Source organism: Brachybacterium halotolerans, assembly GCF_016623465.1.
Classification (GTDB): Bacteria; Actinomycetota; Actinomycetes; order Actinomycetales; family Dermabacteraceae; genus Brachybacterium; species Brachybacterium halotolerans.
Genome location: NZ_JAEDAJ010000011.1, coordinates 74,679 through 91,649, shown reverse-complemented (window position 1 = coordinate 91,649; position 16,971 = coordinate 74,679). Strand labels below are relative to the sequence as shown.

Annotated in this window: 14 protein-coding genes; 6 read left to right on the top strand and 8 right to left on the bottom strand. The window is 71.4% G+C overall.

Annotation, left to right across the window (positions count from 1 at the left end; genetic code table 11):
* Positions 1-176: 176 nt before the first annotated feature.
* Both I8D64_RS14730 and I8D64_RS14725 read right to left on the bottom strand, forming a co-directional pair.
* Entirely contained in the window at positions 177-713 is a 537-nt protein-coding gene (locus I8D64_RS14730) for a peptidylprolyl isomerase (protein ID WP_200503554.1), read from the bottom strand.
* A gap of 182 nt (positions 714-895) precedes the next feature.
* Complete coding sequence (locus I8D64_RS14725; RefSeq protein WP_200503553.1) at positions 896-1,408, bottom strand: DUF805 domain-containing protein; 513 nt, start codon at positions 1,406-1,408, stop codon at positions 896-898.
* A 237-nt stretch (positions 1,409-1,645) separates the two neighbouring features.
* Between I8D64_RS14725 and I8D64_RS14720 the strand changes: the two genes are divergently transcribed.
* Together I8D64_RS14720 and I8D64_RS14715 are read left to right on the top strand one after the other, a co-directional pair.
* The gene (locus I8D64_RS14720; protein ID WP_200503552.1) at positions 1,646-2,632 is read left to right on the top strand and encodes a hypothetical protein; all 987 of its coding nucleotides are present in this window, start codon (positions 1,646-1,648) and stop codon (positions 2,630-2,632) included.
* A gap of 274 nt (positions 2,633-2,906) precedes the next feature.
* Entirely contained in the window at positions 2,907-3,341 is a 435-nt protein-coding gene (locus I8D64_RS14715; RefSeq protein WP_200503551.1) for a carboxymuconolactone decarboxylase family protein, read from the top strand.
* A gap of 119 nt (positions 3,342-3,460) precedes the next feature.
* Here the strand turns inward: I8D64_RS14715 and I8D64_RS14710 are convergent, their stop codons facing one another.
* The gene (locus tag I8D64_RS14710; protein ID WP_200503550.1) at positions 3,461-3,751 is read right to left on the bottom strand and encodes a hypothetical protein; all 291 of its coding nucleotides are present in this window, start codon (positions 3,749-3,751) and stop codon (positions 3,461-3,463) included.
* Between the two features lie 60 nt (positions 3,752-3,811).
* Here I8D64_RS14710 and gluQRS point away from each other — a divergent pair, with 60 nt between their 5' ends.
* The gene (gene gluQRS / locus I8D64_RS14705; RefSeq protein WP_200503549.1) at positions 3,812-4,816 is read left to right on the top strand and encodes a tRNA glutamyl-Q(34) synthetase GluQRS; all 1,005 of its coding nucleotides are present in this window, start codon (positions 3,812-3,814) and stop codon (positions 4,814-4,816) included.
* A gap of 234 nt (positions 4,817-5,050) precedes the next feature.
* On the opposite strand, the gene I8D64_RS14700 is transcribed toward gluQRS, so the two are convergent.
* Complete coding sequence (locus I8D64_RS14700; protein ID WP_246483075.1) at positions 5,051-6,055, bottom strand: TerC/Alx family metal homeostasis membrane protein; 1,005 nt, start codon at positions 6,053-6,055, stop codon at positions 5,051-5,053.
* A 376-nt stretch (positions 6,056-6,431) separates the two neighbouring features.
* On the opposite strand from I8D64_RS14700, the gene I8D64_RS14695 reads away from it, so the two are divergent.
* Both I8D64_RS14695 and I8D64_RS17680 read left to right on the top strand, forming a co-directional pair.
* Entirely contained in the window at positions 6,432-7,934 is a 1,503-nt protein-coding gene (locus I8D64_RS14695; protein ID WP_200503547.1) for an MFS transporter, read from the top strand.
* A 106-nt stretch (positions 7,935-8,040) separates the two neighbouring features.
* A complete protein-coding gene (locus tag I8D64_RS17680; RefSeq protein ID WP_200503546.1) occupies positions 8,041-11,154 on the top strand; it encodes a YhgE/Pip family protein in 3,114 nt (1,037 codons plus the stop codon).
* On the opposite strand, the gene I8D64_RS14685 is transcribed toward I8D64_RS17680, so the two are convergent.
* From I8D64_RS14685 to I8D64_RS14670, 4 genes are read right to left on the bottom strand one after another with little or no spacing between them, the layout of a single operon-like run.
* Positions 11,114-12,085: a glycoside hydrolase family 43 protein gene (locus I8D64_RS14685; RefSeq protein WP_200503545.1), complete on the bottom strand. Its 972-nt coding sequence runs from the start codon at positions 12,083-12,085 to the stop codon at positions 11,114-11,116. The two genes, I8D64_RS17680 and I8D64_RS14685, sit on opposite strands and share 41 nt — an antisense overlap.
* Positions 12,082-12,933, bottom strand: coding sequence for a carbohydrate ABC transporter permease (locus I8D64_RS14680; RefSeq protein WP_246483074.1), 852 nt, complete (start codon positions 12,931-12,933; stop codon positions 12,082-12,084). The genes I8D64_RS14685 and I8D64_RS14680 overlap by 4 nt, the downstream gene beginning before the upstream one ends.
* Positions 12,930-14,108, bottom strand: a complete 1,179-nt coding sequence (locus I8D64_RS14675; RefSeq protein WP_214651293.1) for a carbohydrate ABC transporter permease — start codon at positions 14,106-14,108, stop codon at positions 12,930-12,932. The genes I8D64_RS14680 and I8D64_RS14675 overlap by 4 nt, the downstream gene beginning before the upstream one ends.
* Entirely contained in the window at positions 14,105-15,379 is a 1,275-nt protein-coding gene (locus tag I8D64_RS14670; RefSeq protein WP_200503544.1) for an extracellular solute-binding protein, read from the bottom strand. Before I8D64_RS14670 ends, I8D64_RS14675 begins: the two co-directional genes overlap by 4 nt.
* 513 nt (positions 15,380-15,892) lie before the next feature.
* On the opposite strand from I8D64_RS14670, the gene I8D64_RS14665 reads away from it, so the two are divergent.
* Positions 15,893-16,966: a LacI family DNA-binding transcriptional regulator gene (locus tag I8D64_RS14665; protein WP_200503543.1), complete on the top strand. Its 1,074-nt coding sequence runs from the start codon at positions 15,893-15,895 to the stop codon at positions 16,964-16,966.
* Positions 16,967-16,971: the final 5 nt, after the last annotated feature.

Below are 16,971 nucleotides of genomic sequence, written 5' to 3'. Positions count from 1 at the left end.
CGGGCCGGTCGGGCCGGCTATCGGTCCCTGATCGAGCCGATCGGGCTGCCTACCGGCCCCGGCACCGACGAGAAGTACGAAAACGGTTCCCGGCGGGGGGGGGGGGGCCCGCTGGGGGGGGGGGGGGGGGGGCCCCGGGGGGGGGGGGGGCGCGGGGGGGGCCCCCCGCCTCCGGATCACTTCTCGATGTCGACGGACTCGATGACGACGTCCTCGACGGGACGGTCGCGCATGTCGGTCTGGGTGGTGACGATCGCGTCGACGACCTTCTTCGACTCGTCGTCGGCCACCTCACCGAACACGGTGTGCTTGCCGTGCAGGTACTGGGTGGGGGCGACGGTGATGAAGAACTGCGAGCCGTTGGTGCCCGCGGGCTTACCGGTGATCGCGTTCATGCGCTTGCCGGCGTTGGCCATCGCGAGCTTGTAGGGCTCGTCGAAGTTCTTCTCGGAGATCTCGTCGTCGAACATGTAGCCAGGGCCGCCGGTGCCGGTGCCGAGCGGGTCGCCGCCCTGGACCATGAAGCCGTCGATGACGCGGTGGAAGATGACGCCGTCGTAGAACGGACGGGTGACCTTCTCGCCGGAGTCGGGGTCGGTGAACTCGCGGGTCCCCTCGGCGAGGCCGACGAAGTTGGCGACGGTCTTGGGGGCGTCGTTCTCGAACAGCTCGAGGCGGATGTCGCCCTGGTTCGTGTGCAGTGTTGCGAACATGCGGCCAGTCTCGCACAGGCGCGTGGGCGCGGCGTGCGCGAGCCAGAGGGCACCTGCTCACCGCCGACGGAGACGTGGGCGCGGCCGACGGATCCGCCGGTCGCGGGTCAGGACTCCGGGCAGCGGTGCGGATCAGGAGTCTGGCCGAAGGCGCGGGTCAGGAACCCGGCCGGAGGCGCGGTTCAGGACCTCGACCAGGCGTCGCTGCGCAGGCCCAGCGGCGCATCCGGGCCGGTGGCGGCCGTCGGCCGGTCGAAGCGCGCCCCGTCGGGGTTCTCCTTCGAGGCGAGCAGCCAGACCAGCAGCAGCCAGCCGACGATCGGGATGAGGATCAGGAAGAACCAGCCGCCGCCGTGCCCCGCGTCGTGCAGACGCCGCCAGACCACCGCGAAGCTCGGGATGAGGGTGCCCAGTACCCAGACCGTCGCGATGACCCCGATCACCGAGGCGCCGCTCGACCCCATCGGCCATCGGCTGCCGACGATCACGAACGTGAAGTCCCACCTCCACCCCGTGACCAGCATGTTCCCGGCGATCTGCAGAGCGCCCGTGACCAGGAGGTTCACGAGCACCCACCACCAGTACTCGCTCCTGCTCGCCCGCCCGCTGAAGATGCCGTACTGCCGGAAGAAGCGGTCGAGCGCCTGCAGGGGCGTCGCTCCGCGCAGCGGTGGGAGGGAGGGCCTGCGGGGCATCGGGGATCACCTGCTCGGGGTGCGTCGTCGCGGGGATGCGAGGGGATCGTGCCGATCACACTACCGCTGGGCCGCGGATCCCCATCCCCACCTGTCAGCACTCTGGATCCGCGTGCCGGGGGTCACGGTAGGGTGGAACCACTCGAGACGTGTCGTCGCGTTTGAGCGACGCGACCCTCGTCCGCACGCACTCCCCCGTCGGGACAGCCCGGCGGACATGACCGAAAGGGGACTCGCATGGCGCTGAGCACGAAGCGTGCCAAGAAGGCAGCGAAGAAGGGCCGGAAGGACGCGGCCAAGACCGCGTCCAAGGTCCAGGACCAGGCGCAGAAGACCGCCGCTGATCTCGGCAGCACCGCGGAGGACAAGGCCGGCAAGGCCGTCGAGGAGCTGAAGTCCCTCGCCGAGAACGCGGGCGACAGGGCCTCGCAGTTCGTCGACCAGGTCCGCCCGCAGGTCGAGGAGAGCCTCCGCACCCAGGGCGAGAAGATCTCCGCCTTCGGCGAGAAGATCGGCCCGCAGGCGGAGAAGCTCCGCAACGACCTGCAGGACGACTACCTCCCGCGCGCCCGCCGCACGGCCGAGGCGACCGGCTCCGTGGTGAGCTCGGCCGTCGCCGCCGCGGTCGATGCCGCACGCAGCGAGTTCGACAAGGGCCAGGGCGACATCAAGAAGGCCGCCGTGGCCGCGCCCAAGAAGAAGAGCGGCCGCGCCGGCAAGGTGCTGCTGATCCTGGGTCTCGCGGCCGCCGGTGCAGCCGCCGGCTACCTGGTGTGGAAGAAGACCCGTCCGGTCGAGGACCCCTGGGCCCCGCCGGCCGACTTCGCCCGCGCCCACTACCCGGCCTCGGGCTCGAGCGAGTCCGACTCCACCCAGGTCTCGGACGCCGTCGCCGGCGCCGAGGCGGGGGACGTCGCCTCCTCGCTCAAGGGCGGCTCGCACGCCGCCTCGACCCCGAACACCTCCGACCGCACCTCGGACACCGCTCCGTCGGAGGTCAAGGTCGACTCGGCCGAGGCGAAGAAGACCGACGGCAAGGGCTCGGAGGCCAAGGGCTCCGATGCCAAGGCCGCCGGCGCGAAGAGCGCCGACGCGAAGGGCGGAGCCGCCAAGGGCTCGGCCGACGACGAGGTCGAGCAGGGTCGCGTGATCGACCCCGCCATCGACCCGGCGGACAACCCCGCGGATCCGGAGAAGCGCGGCAACCACCGCGGCGACGCCTGATCGACGTCTGACACCACCCGATGGGTCGCCTCGGCGACCATGACCATCGGATCTCGCGGCCCCCGGTGCACTACGCACCGGGGGCCGCGTCGCGTCCGGGTGCTGCCGCTCGCCGCGGGCGCGCTCGCGCTGCAGCGCAGGCTCGCTCGCAGTGCAGCGCCGACGGGGCCCTGGGGTCCGCCTCACATCTCCGGCCGCTCGTCGGTCATCATGACGAGACGCCCGGGACCCACGTTCCGCCAGGACACCCGGAGTCCAGAACGGAGAACGACCGATGACCAGGATGAAGCTGTTCGAGACGCACCCCGAGGCCTACAAGGCCGTGCTGGGCCTCGAGTCCTACTGCAGCCGGCAGATCCCGCGCGAGCTGTACGAGATCGTGAAGCTGCGCGCCTCGATCCTCAACGGCTGCTCGTTCTGCACGGACATGCACTCGCGCGACGGCATCAAGGCCGGCATCCCCACCCCGAAGCTGTTCGCCGTGGCGGCCTGGCACGACTCACCGCACTTCGACGACCGTGAGCGCGCCGCACTGCGCCTCACCGACACGGTGACGAAGCTGGGCGCGGAGGGCGTCCCCGACGACGTCTGGGACGAGGCGGCCGCGCAGTTCGACGAGACCCTGCTGGGTGATCTCCTCTTCGCGATCGCCACGATCAACGTGTGGAACCGTCTGGCGATCCCCACGCAGCTCGAGCCGCAGGCCTGAGCCCGCTGCCGACGCCGGCGTGAGGGTCGGCGCTGTCGCGGTGCTCCGCGATGTCGGCGTCGGCGGTTCCGCCGTCGCCGGCGTCGCGGTCCTCGACGGCCGCTGCAGCGGTCTCCGGTTCAGCGCGCCCGGTCGGCCCGGGCCCGGCGCCGCACCACCGACCGGCCCACCAGCGCGACGGCGCAGCCCGCCAGCCCCAGCACGGCCAGAAGACCCCCGGCGATGATCACGAGGCCGGCGCCGATGTTCGCACCCTCCGGGTCATCGGCCGTCGCCAGGCTCCAGACCTCTCCGAGGCCCGCGAGGACGATCCCGATCAGGGCGACGACCGCGCACACCCACAGGACGATCCGCAGGATCAGCACGGTCTCGCCGCCCGCAGGCCGGGCGGGCTTCGGTGCGGCGCTCATGGTTCCCCTTCCGTCGGCACTCTCGCGTCGGTCGACGGCCCGCGATGCCAGACTGGGGCCATGCCCGACGTCGACTCCCCCGCAGGCCGCTACGCTCCCTCCCCGAGCGGCGACCTGCACCTGGGGAACCTGCGCACGGCGATCCTGGCCTGGGTGCTCGCGCGCGGCAGCGGCCGCGCGTTCCGGCTGCGCGTCGAGGACCTGGACCGGGTGCGCGAGGGCGCCGAGGAGCGCCAGCTCGAGGACCTCGAGGCGATCGGCCTGGACTGGGACGGGCACGTCATGCACCAGTCCCGGCGCGCCGAGGCCTACGACGCCGCCCTCGGCCGACTCGCCGATGCGGGGCTGGTCTACGAGTGCTACTGCACGCGGCGGGAGATCCTCGAGGCGCCGTCGGCCCCGCATGCCCCGCCCGGCGCCTACCCGGGCACATGCCGGGATCTGGAAGAGAGCGCGCGCGAGCGCGGACGCGCGAGGATGCGCGAGCTGCGGCGCGAGCCGGCCCTGCGGCTGCGCGCGGGAGTCGCCGAGTGGGCGGTCCACGACATGTTCGCGGGCGAGGTCACCGGCACGGTCGACGACCTGGTGCTGCGCCGCGGCGACGGCGTGGTCGCCTACAACCTCGCGGTCGTCGTCGACGACGCCGCGCAGGGCGTGGACCAGGTGGTGCGGGCCGACGACCTGCTGAGCTCCGCCCCTCGTCAGGCGTATCTGGCTCATCTGCTGGGCGGCGCCGACCTGGCGAGCGGCACCGATCCGGCGACCAGCGCCGGTCCAGCGACCAGCGCCGACCGGACCCGGGCGGCCGCGCCGGATCCGACCGCTCCGATGGAGTACGCGCACGTCCCGCTCGCCGTCTCCCCGAGCGGCGCGCGCCTGGCAAAGCGCGACGGCGCGGTGACCCTGCGCGATCGGCTCGAGCGCGGCGAGGACGTCGGTGACGTGGTGGGCCGGATCGGCGCCTCGCTCGGGCTGGAAGGATGCCGCAGCGCACCGGACGTGCTCGAACGCTGGGATCCCGCGACGCTGCCGCGCGAGCCGTGGGTCGTGGACCTGCCGGCCTGAGACGACGCGGAGGGCGCTCACGCGAGAGCCCGCGGGCGGGGTCTCACGCAGCCCCGTGCACTACGCGTAGTCAGAGGTCGGGTGACCGCATATATGGCACGTCACCCGACGCATGACTACGCGTAGCGCACGGAGGTACCGGATACCTCCCCCGGGCGACCGCGGACGGGCGAGGAGCCACCGCGCCATCACGCCCAGGCGAGCAGCCGCCCCCGGTTCGGGAGCAACCCGCGGTCAGCCCTGTTGCTGGTCGTCCCCGGAGCCGGAGGCGACCTCCTCGGGCTCGCTCTTGGGGCCCCAGAGCAGGGAGGCGACGGTCGCGATGGCCATGGCGCCGATGATCACGATGAGCGAGGCCGCGGTGCCGATCTCCGGCAGCTTCTCGAGGGCCTCGAAGCCGGGGATGAACTCGAGCGGGGCCTCGTGGATGGCGTGGATCAGCAGCTTCACGCCGATGAACGCGAGGATCGCCGCGATCCCATAGTGCAGGTACGCGAGGCGGTCGACCAGCCCGCCCAGCAGGAAGTACAGCTGGCGCAGACCCATGAGCGCGAACAGGTTCGCGGTGAACACGATGAACGGGTTCTGGGTGATGCCGAAGATCGCGGGGATCGAGTCGATCGCGAACATGACGTCCGTGAGCCCGATGACCACGAACACCATGAGCATCGGCGTGAAGACCTTCGTGCCGTCCAGGACGGTGCGGATCCTGTTGCCGTCGTACTCGTCGTGGACGTGGATGAAGCGGCCCACGAACTTCTGGACCGCGCTGTCCTCGCCGTCGTCCTCGTCGTCATCGCCCTTGACCTGCTTGATCGCGGTGTAGAGCAGGAAGATGCCGAAGATGTAGAAGATCCAGGACAGGTGGGAGATCGCGACCGAGCCCACCAGGATGAAGATCGCGCGGGCGATCAGCGCGATGATGATGCCCACCATCAGCACTTCCTGCTGGTACTTCTTGGGCACCGCGAACTTGCCCATGATCAGGATGAACACGAAGAGGTTGTCCACGCTCAGCGAGTACTCCGTGAGCCAGCCGGTGAGGAACTCGACCGAGACGTGGTGCGTGTCGCCCACGAAGTACAGGATCAGCGCGAAGACCAGCGCGAGCGCCACGTAGAAGCCCACCCATGCCAGGCACTCCTTCATGGAGGGCACGTGCGGACGGCGCGAGACGAGGATCAGGTCGCCCACGATGATGGCGATGAGGACCACCAGGGAGGTGATCTCGAAGGTCATGGACAGCTCACCCATTCGAGGGGACCCTCTCGGAAGCGGTGCGTGGACGGAGCGACCCGGGCCGACGGCGCGAGGCGTCTCGCGCGGATCCGTCGTGCTCCGGAGCCCCGCGCGAGACCGATGGGGCTCCGCGGCAGGACGTGCGGCACGACGCACGGACCGGGTCTGATCCCTCAGGGTACCGTCGGCGCGGATCGCGGCCGTTGTGAGAATCCCGGCGTCGTGGGCGAGCTCCGGGCGATTGTGACGAATCACCGCGGCCGCCCGTCGTCGGCCCCGTCTCATCGCGCGATGCGCCCCGGCAGGCCCGGCGTAGCCTGAAGGAGTCCCCCACGGCAAGGACGCCGGCCTCCCCATGCAGAACAGGTGCTCCTCCATGTCCGGCCCGGCTCCGTCCACCGCCACCGACTCGCAGAGCGCGCGGACGTCCCCGGGCGCCCGCACCCCCGAGTCCGCCTCCTCGCTCGAGTGCTGCGCTCCCGAGCGGACGGCGCGCGAGCGCGCCCGTGCCGCCCGCGTCCGCCGCGCCGCGATCGACCCCCGCGTCCAGGCCGCCCGCCGCGGCCGACGCGCCCTGTTCCTGTGGGGCATCGCGATGTTCGCGTACATCGTCACCGTCGCCGGCCGCACGAGCTTCGGCGTCGCGAGCGTCCAGGCCGCCGACCGCTTCTCTGTCGGCTCGGCCGCCCTGTCCCTGTTCGGCATGGTGCAGCTGGGCACGTACGCGGCCGCGCAGTTCCCCGCCGGTCTGCTGCTGGATCGCTTCGGGGCGCGACGGATGCTGGTCGCCGGCAGCGTGCTCATGCTCGTCGGGCAGATCGGGATGGCGTTCTGCACCGTCTTCGGCCTCGCCGTCGCCGCCCGCGTCCTCATCGGCGCGGGCGACGCCGCCGTCTTCATCTCCGTGATCCGCCTGGCCGCCGCCTGGTTCCCCGCCCGCCGCGTCCCGCTGATCACCCAGCTCACGGGCGTCCTCGGCCAGTCCGGCCAGGTGATCTCCGCGATCCCCTTCTTCGCGGTCCTCGCCCATGTGGGCTGGTCCCCGGCCTTCTCGCTGCTCGCCGCGCTCGTGTTCGTGGCGGGCCTGGGGTGCCTGCTGCTGGTGCGCGACGAACCCCGGGACGGCCTCCCCACCGGCGCGATCCCCGTGCTCGCCTCCTCTCCCCTGCAGGTGCTGAAGGACGTGCTCGCCTCGCCCGGTGCCTGGGCGGGTCTCGCCGCGCACTGGATCACCCTGTTCGCGGTGAACACGTACGTGGTCATGTGGGGCGTGCCCTTCCTGTCCTCGGGGCATCATCTGCCGATGGGGCAGGTCTCCACGCTGCTGACCATCCAGGTCCTCATCGGCATGGCGCTCGGCCCCGTGATCGGGACGCTCTCGGGGCGCTTCCCCCTGCGCCGCGGTCGCGTGCTGGCGGTGGGCGTGACGCTGATGGCCGCCCTGTGGGCCGTGACCCTCGCCGTGCCCGGCGAGCACTCCGTGCTGGCCCTGGTGCCGCTCGCCTGCGCCCTCGCGCTCGGAGCCGCGCTCAGCGGCCTCGGCTTCGACATCGCCCGCACCGGCGTGCAGCCGATGTCGGTGGGCACCGCGGTCGGGTTCGTGAACATCGGCGGCTTCGGCGCGGGGCTCGTCTCCGTGTTCCTCGTGGGCCTCGTGCTCGACCTGCTCGCCCCCGCGGGCGGCCCGGGCCTGGACGACTACCGGCTCGCCTTCGCCTCGATGGGCATCCTCTTCGTGCTCGGCGTGATCGTCCTGCTGATCGCCGCCGCCCGCGGCGGCCTGCGCCCCATCCCGCGCGAGCACCGCCCGCTGACTCCCGCGGAGGAGATCGGCGAGGAGCAGGCCGAGGCCCGCGCCGGGTCCGGCCCCGCCGCCTGAGCCCCTGCCTCGGCCGGACACGGCCGCGCGCCGCGCCTCTATTCACTCCGCCACACCTCGACTCGATACATCGACGTATTGAGTTCACGGAAGTATCGTCGTGCCCGTGCCTCAGACCAGTGCCCCCGCGCGACTCCTCCGCTCCCTGCGCAGCGTGCTCCCCGATGAGTGGGCGAAGCCCATCGCCGCCCTGTTCATCACCGGGCTCTCGCTCGTGCCGATCATCTACTCCGGCAATCTCACCTGGTCCTTCGCCGACCCCAACAACCACCTGGACCGCATCACCGCGGCCGTGGTGAACGAGGACACCGGCTCCGACCTGACCACCCCGTCGGGCGAGAAGAAGCACCTCGACGCGGGCGACGAGTTCGCCGACACCCTCACCGATCTGGACAAGCCCACCGTCTACCGCTTCGTCGAGGTCGACGCCGAGACGGCGCAGAAGGGCCTGGCCGACGGCACCTACGGGGCGACCGTCGTGATCCCGAAGGACTTCTCCTCCAACGTCTCGAAGCTCTCGGACGATCCCGAGAAGGCCGCGCAGACGCTCATCGACGTCCGCACGAACGACACGATCAACTACGTGAGCGGGAACTTCACGAAGTCGATCGGCACCGCCCTCACCGACTCGCTGCGGGGCGCCCTGTCCAGCGAGTACCTCGACCAGATCTACGTGGGCTTCTCCTCGATCCACGACGGGTTGGGCGACGCGGTCGACGGCTCGGGCGACCTGAAGAAGGGCGCGGGCGACCTCGAGGACGGCATCTCCGACCTCTCCGACGGGGCCGACGACCTCGAGGACGGCACCTCGCAGCTCGCGGACGGCACCGGGCAGCTCGTCGACGGCACCTCGCAGCTGGCCGACGGCACGGGCCAGCTCGTCGACGGCAGCGGCACCCTCGCCGTCGGCCTCACCCAGCTGCGCAGCGGCGCGGTCGAGCTGCACGACGGCACCGTGACGCTGAGCAGCGGCGCGAACACCCTGGACAAGGGCCTCACCACGCTCGACGGCAGCAGCTCGACCCTGCGCGACGGCTCCTCGAAGCTCGCCGACGGCACCTCGAAGCTCGACGGGGGTGCCTCCGACCTGGCCGACGGGGCCCGCCAGGTCGCCGACGGCACCGCCGCCCTCGACAAGGCCGTCACCGACGCGCAGAAGAAGGCCGACGACCTCGGCATCGACTCCGACTCCGTCGACCAGGCCTCCAAGAATGCGACCTCGGCGATCGACGACCTCTCGGAAGCGGCCGATGACCTCGTCGACGCGCTCGACGACCCCTCGCACGACGTCGGCGCCCTCCGGAAGAAGGCGGACGATCTCGCCGAGAAGGCGAAGACAGCGGACACCGCCGTGACCGACCTCGGCGACGACGTCTCGGCCGCGAGCTCGGACCTCACCACGGTGCGCGGCGCCCTGGACGGCGTGCAGGGCGCGGCCGGCCTCCCGGGAGAGACGAGCGACGCCGCCGACGCGGCGCAGACCTCGAAGACCTCCTCGAGCGACGTCTCCTCCTCCGTGGACGACTACACGAAGCGCCTCGACGCGATCGCCGAGGCATGCACCTCCTCCGACAGCGGCGCGGGCGACGGCTCCGGCGGATCCTCGACCGATGCGTCCGGCGACGCCTCGGACGGCAGCTCGGATGCGAACGCCAGTGCCGACGCGCAGATCTGCGAGCAGCTCGACGCCCTGTCGGCGGACTCGAAGGGCCTGCGGGACTCGGCGAGCGCTGCATCCGACGATGCCGCCGCGGCCGCCGACGCCACCGCCGCGGCGAAGGATGCCGCGGCGAACCTCGACTCGCTCGGGGACGACGTCACCACGGCCGCCGACGACCTCGCGACGCGCCTGGACGACATCCAGGACCGGGCCGCGACGGCGGGCGACGCCATGGACGCCCTGCGCACCCCCGCGAAGGAGCAGGCGCAGGACATCGCGGACGTCGCCGATGCGATCGACGACGCCCGCACCGCCGCCCAGGGCACCGACACGACGGAGGCGAAGAAGCGCATCGACGCCCTCGCCGACCAGGCGCGCGATGCGGCCCAGGCCCTCCCCGGCGCCTACGACCAGCTGCAGTCCGGCGCGGCCGACGTGCACCGCCTGAACGACGGCGCCCAGCAGGTCGCCGACGGCGCCGACCAGCTCGCCGGGTCCACGGGCACCCTGAACAGCGGCGCGCAGTCGCTCGACTCGGGGCTCGGCCGCTATACCGACGGCGTCTCCAGCGCCCGCTCGGGCGCCGACCGGCTCGCCGCGGGCAGCTCGGCGCTCACCAGCGGCTCCTCACAGCTCGCCGATGCGTCCGGCTCCGCGGCGCAGGGCGCGTCGGACCTGCACGACGGCGCCACCCGCGTCGACGACGGCGCGCAGCAGCTGGCCTCCTCCTCCGTCCAGCTCGACGACGGCGCGCAGCAGGCGGCCGATGGCTCCGCGCAGCTCGCCGACGGCGCGCACCGGCTCGACGACGGCGCCGTGCAGCTCGTCGACGGCGCGGACCAGCTCCACAGCGGGCTCGTCGACGCCCAGGACCAGGTGCCCAACTACAGCGACGCCGAGCGCGAGAACCTCGACGACGTCGCGAGCGACCCGGTGGGCATGAACTTCGAGCGCTCGAACGACGTGGGCCGCTTCGGCGAGGGCCTCACCCCGCTGTTCCTGTGCATCGGCCTGTGGGTCGGCGGCATGTCGATGTTCCTCATGATGCCGCCGTTCTCCGCGCGCGCCGCGCGGCGCGGCGTCGGGGCCGTGAAGCTGCTGGTGGGCGGCCTGCTGCCGGCCTTCGTCCTGGGCATCGTCGAGTCGGCGATGGCCGTGGCGGTCCTCCACCTGGCCGTCGGCATCGAGGTCATGCAGCTGGGGTGGATGTACCTGCTGGCGGCGTTCACCTCCCTGGTGTTCGTCGCGCTGAACCACGGCTTCGGCGCCGTGTTCGGGCCGATCGGCAAGTTCGTGGGGCTCATCCTCATCGCTCTGCAGATCGCCGCCGGCGGGGGCACCTACCCCGTGCAGACGATCCCCGCCTTCCTGCGGTTCTTCCACCCGTACCTGCCGATGACCCACGCGATCGACGCCTTCCGGGGCGTGATCGGCGGCGGCTGGGTCAACCCGGTCCAGGACCTGTCGGTGCTCGGGATCTGGCTGCTGATCGGCGTGGCCATGGGCCTCGCGGGAGCGCTCAGGGCGCGGCACGCCGCGTCGTCCGGCGACGCCGACTGAGGCCGGTCGGGTGACGCGGGGCGGGCCGGGCGACGCGCAGGCCGGGCCCCCTCGGATCGACCTCGAGGCGCCGCAGGTGCATGTACCGCCCCGTGCGCTCGGAGTCCCAGGCGTGGAAGGCGATCACGTCCTCTCCGTCCGGCCCGGTGGTGAACGAGTTGTGCCCCGGTCCGATGAGCCCCGTGGTCTCGTCGGTGGCCAGCAGGATGTCCTCGCCGTCGGCCGGCCGGTGCCACGGTCCGGCGGGATGGCGGGCCCACGCCCAGGCCGTCCGGTACCCGGCCCCCTGGTAGGAGCCGCCCGAGTAGCTGAGGAAGAGCACGCCCTCGCGCTCGAGCACATGGGCTCCCTCGAGCGTGTGCCAGTCGTGGACGCCGCCGTGCATCGGACGGTCGCGCGCGAAGATCTGCCAGTCGGCATCCGGGGCGAGCACCGGGACGATCTCCCCGATCCGCGTCGGCTCGGGCAGCGGCGCGACCGCGAGGTGCGTGCCCACGCGCTCGGCGTCCAGCACGTCCCGCGCGAAGAACAGCCACCAGCTCCCGTCGGCCGCCCGGAAGGGGGACGCGTCGATCGCGAAGAGCTCCCCCGGGGTGAGGTCGACGCCCTGGTCACGGAAGGGCCCGCGCGGGGTCCCGGCGCGGGCTACCCGCAGATGGTGCCCGCGATCGCCGTGGCCCACCGAGTAGTACATCCACCAGGCGCCGTCGCGCTCGCAGACCTCGGGCGCCCAGTAGGACTCGCCGGCCTCCTCGGGAAGCGCCTCGAGCACCTCGCCGATGGCCTCCCAGGTGCGCAGATCGGGCGAGACCGCGGCCGGGACCGCACGGCCGTCCGCCGTGCGCGGCCCCGTGCCGAACGCGATCCAGCCGTCGTCCGTCCGCACCACGTCCGGGTCCGGGAGCGGATGCCCGTAGGCGGGCGCGCTCATCCCTTGAGCCCCGTCGCCGCGATGCCGGCCACCAGATAGCGCTGGAGGAAGAAGAAGATCGCGAGCACCGGGATTAGGCTGAGCGTCGCCGCCATGAACAGCCCCCCGTAGTCGAAGGTCTGGGCGGTGAGGAAGGACGACAGGTAGATCTGGACCGTGTTCGCGCTCTGCCCCGATCCGGCGACCACCAGCGGCCACAGGAAGGCGTTCCACGAGCCGATGAGACCCAGCACGGTCAGCGCCGAGGCGAAGGGCAGCGTGTTCGGGAAGATGACCTGGAAGAACGTGCGGAAGTAGCCGGCGCCGTCGATGTGCGCCGCCTCCTCGACCTCCTTCGGGAAGTTCACGTAGAACTGGCGGAAGAGGAACACGTTGAACGCGCCGAACAGGCCCGGGATGATCAGGCCGCGCAGCGTGCCGATCCACCCCAGCGAGGCCACGATGATGAAGTTCGGGACGAACGCCGTGGTGCCGGGGATCAGCAGCACGATGACGACCATCATGAACATGGGCCTGGCGAACCGGTTGGGGATGCGCGCGAGGGCGTAGCCGGCGAGCGCGGCGATGAGGATCGACAGGCTCGTGGCGACCACGGCCATGATCGCCGAGTTCTTCAGCGCGTCCAGGAACCGCGGATCGCTCAGCACCTCCGGGATCCTGGCCCACTGCGGGTCCGAGGGCCAGAACGTGAAGGTCGTCGAGTAGATCTCGTCGTTCGTGGACAGCGCCGTCTTCACCATCGCGTAGAACGGCACCAGGAACACCAGTGCGAGCAGCGATGCGATCACGTAGCGCACGATCAGTCCGCCGCGGCGGCGCCGGTACCCGGCCATCGTCAGGGTGCTCATGAGCGGTCTCCTCCGTCGGGTCGGATGATCTCCGGTGCCGCCGCGGCGGCGGGATGGCCCCCGTCGGCCGACGGGTCTGAGGGGGCGTCGGCCGACGGGCCCGGGGGCGCGCCGGTGCCCGCGAGATCCGCGGTGACCGTCGCCCCCACTCCCGCGCCGGCTCCGGCGCCGACGGCACCGACGGGCCCGCGTCGACGCCACGGCAGACGGCGCCGACGGGCGTCGTCGTTGCTGTCGAAGCCGATGATCCAGGTCTGCAGGAGGCCGGCGACGACCATGATCGCGGTGAGCACGAGGGCGCCCGCGCTGCCGTGCCCGAAGTCCTGCTCGGGCCCGAGCGCGATGTTGTAGAGGTAGACGAGCGGCGGGCGGGTCTCCGGGTTGTTGCCGGTGAGGTTGTAGAACTCGTCGAACGCCTGGAACGCCGCGATGAGCAGCAGGAGCAGCACCGCGGTCGATGTCGTGCGCAGCTGGGGCAGCGTGATCATGCGGAACATGCGCCAGCCGCCGGGGTTCAGGCCGTCGACCGCCGCCGCCTCGTAGAGCTGGGACGGGATCGCCTGCAGGCCCGCGAGGAACAGCAGCATGTAGAACCCGACCTGCATCCACAGGCGCACGGAGATCAGCACGACCCACCAGTACGGGGAGGCCGAGAGCCAGTCCGCGATCGGGTCCAGCCCGATGCTCGAGAGCATCGTGTTCACGACGCCCGAGTCCAGGCCGTTGAACAGCCCCAGCCGCCACACGACCGAGGCGACGACGTAGCTGCAGGCCGTCGGCAGGAAGAACACGGAGCGGTAGAACGCCTGGAAGCGCGGGATGCCGTTGACCAGCACCGCGAGGAACAGGGAGGTGGCCATGGTCACCGGCACGATGAAGATCGCGAAGATCGTGAAGGTGCGCAGCGAGTACAGGAACGCCGTGTCGGTGAGGAAGTCCTTGAAGTTCCCCAGGCCCACGAACTGCGTGGGCAGCACGGTGCCCTTCGCCTCGAAGAAGCTCAGCGCCCCGCCCCACAGCAGCGGGATGATCGTGAAGATCAGCAGGCCGACGGCGAACGGGGTGAAGAACAGCCAGAACGCGATCCCGGTCCCGCGGATGCGCGTGGGGCGGGAGCTGTCGCGCGAGCGCGCCTGCGCGGCGCGCGAGGACCGGCCCGCGGTCGCGGTGCTCACTTCGCGACTGCCTTGTTGCTGGCCTCCTCCGCCGCGGACAGCTCCGCCTCCGGGTCCGCCCCCTTCTTGAGGATGTTGCTGATGGCGTCGGTGAACGGCGTGTTCACGGCACCGGTCCACTCGGGCGGCCCGGAGACGCCCATCTCCTTCGCCATGGTCGCGATCTCGAGCCCGTTGCCGGACTTCAGGGCCTCGGCCTTGTCGGCCACCGAGGTGATCGGCGGGATGTGGAACCCGTAGCTCAGGGCCCAGTCGGTCTGGTCGTCCGTCTGGTCGATCCACAGCCACTTCACGAAGGCGGTGGCGGCCTCGATGTTCTTCGAGGCGCCCGCGACCTGCTCGTTCCACGAGCCGACCATCGCGACCTGCTTCCCGCCCGAGCCGACGGCCGGATGGGGGAAGACACCGACGTCGTCGAGCGCGTCCTCGAGCTGCGGCAGCGCCCAGCATCCGCCCCAGGTGATGGCCGACAGCCCGGTCGAGAAGGCCGCGGGGTCGGTCCAGTCCGAGGGCGCCCCGGTGAGCAGGGACTTGTCGGACTTCATCTGCTGGATCTGCGTGAGGCCCTCGACCATGCCCGGCGTGTTGTAGCCGACGGCGTCCCTCGCCTCGTTCATCGGGCTGCCGCCTGCGGCCCAGATCATCGTCCAGCAGGTCGCATCGAAGTTGTTCCCCAGGAACAGGCCCTTCTGCTTGCCCCCGGTGAGCTCCTTGGCCGCATCCACGAGGTCGTCCATGGTCTTCGGGACCTCGATGCCGGCCTTCTCGAACATCGACTTGCGGTAGTAGAAGTGCTGGGGATCCAGGATCATCGGGACGCCCCAGATCTTGCCGTCGATCGTCACCGTGTTCAGCGACGCCGGGTTGAACTGGTCCTTGACCGGCTCCATGATCGAGGAGAGGTCGGCGTAGCGCCCCTGCTTCGCCTGGTCGACGGCGATCGCGTTGTTCTCGAACACGTCGACGCCGTTGCCCGAGAGCAGGCTCGTGGAGAGCTTCGCGGCGTAGTCGCCCATCACCCAGTTCACCGTGACGTCGTTCTTGTCGTAGGCCGCCGCGTACTTCTTCGCGGCGTCCTGCGTGCCGTCCTCGCCGTACTGGTGGTACCACTGGCTGATCCCGCCGCCACCGCCGTCGCTGCCGCCGCCCTTGGTCAGCCCTCCGGTGTTGCCGCCGCAGGCCGCGAGACCGATGCCCATCGCGGAGGCGCCCGCGAGGCCGAGCGCGCTGCGCCGGCTGAGCGGCGCCCGGGAGATCCCGGCGCCGTCCACTGGGCCCCTCCGCAGCCGCCCCGCGTCCCGCATCGAGTGATCGTCGCTGTTCCGTGCGCTCCGTCGCGTCATGGTGACCTCCCTGGGCCTCCACCGGGCAGGACGTCGTCGTCCTCCTCCATCCGGTGGTGTCGCGGCGATTCTAACGTTGCACATGGTGCGCATCACAAGGGGCGGGAGGTCTCGGTATGGTCTCGCCGCGCGGGCGGCGACGGAGGGCGGCGTGCCCCGCTACCGCGCACATCACGTCCGCCGCCCGCCCACCACGTCATCCGTGCGGGTCTGCGGACCATTCGTCGCCACGAACGGTCCGCAGACCCGCACGAACACAGCCCCGGCCACAGCCGCAGCCACCGCTGCGAGCATCGAGCACGACCTCGGGCACGCCGGCCAGCATCGCGCCGTGCACCTTGACACCATGGGCGCAAACCGGTTTGATAGCGCCCGTTCGTTCCGATGCGCGCCGCCGTAGGACGCCATCGCCGAATCCGCCGTTCCACGAGGAGGTGCCCGATGCCGCGAGCAACCATCGGTGACGTCGCGCGCGTCGCGGGTGTGTCCAAGGGGACCGTCTCCCTTGCGTATTCGGGGAACCGGCCGGTCGCGGAAGAGACGCGCCGACGCATCTTCGCGGCGGCCGAGGACCTGCGCTGGACTCCCAGCCAGAGCGCCCGGGCCCTGGCGACCTCCCGCACCGGCAGCATCGGACTGGTGCTCAACAGGCGTCCCGACGTCATCGCCACGGACACCTTCTTCTCCCGCTTCATCGCAGGCTGCGAGGCCGTGCTGGCAGAGGCGGGAATGGGCCTCATGCTCCACGTCGTCGGGGACCCCGATGCCGAGGCCGCGGTCTACGAGCGCTTCGCAGCCGGACGGGTCGACGGGGTGATCCTGCTGGATGTCGAACAGGACGACACCCGGCCCGAGCTCGTGCGCGACCTCGGACTGAGCGCAGTCGTTCTCACCGGTGAGCAGCCCCGGACGGACACGAGCTCGGATCTTCCCGTGGTCTGGACCGACGACGCGTCGGCCATCCATGAGCTCGTCGACCTTCTGGTCCACGCCGGCCACGAGCGCATCGCCCATGTCGCGGGCCCTCTGCGCTACGTCCACGCGGCGACTCGCCGCCGTGCATTCGAGGCGGCGATGAGTCGGCACGGGCTGGAAGAGGCCCGGATCGTCGAGGGCGACTTCACCGCAGCCTCGGGACGGTCGGCGGCCGAGCAGCTGCTCGGGTCCGCGGCCCCGTGCCCTACGGCCGATGGAACCGCGCCGATCACGCTCCCCGACCGCCCGACGGCGATCGTCTTCGCCAACGACGTGATGGCGATCGCCGGCCTCTCCTACGCCCGCAGCATCGGGCTGCGGGTTCCCGACGACCTCTCGATCACCGGGTTCGACGACTCCGAGCTCTCTGCGCACCTCTCCCCCGGACTCACCTCGGTATCGACCGGGGCAGAGGCCCGTGGGGAGGCCGCGGCGCGCACTCTTCTGGCCGTCCTCACCGGGGCGGCCCCGCAGTGCGTGGAAGTCGAAGGCAATCGCGTCGTGCGCCGAGGAAGCCTCGCACCCCCGTCCACCGTCTGACCCAC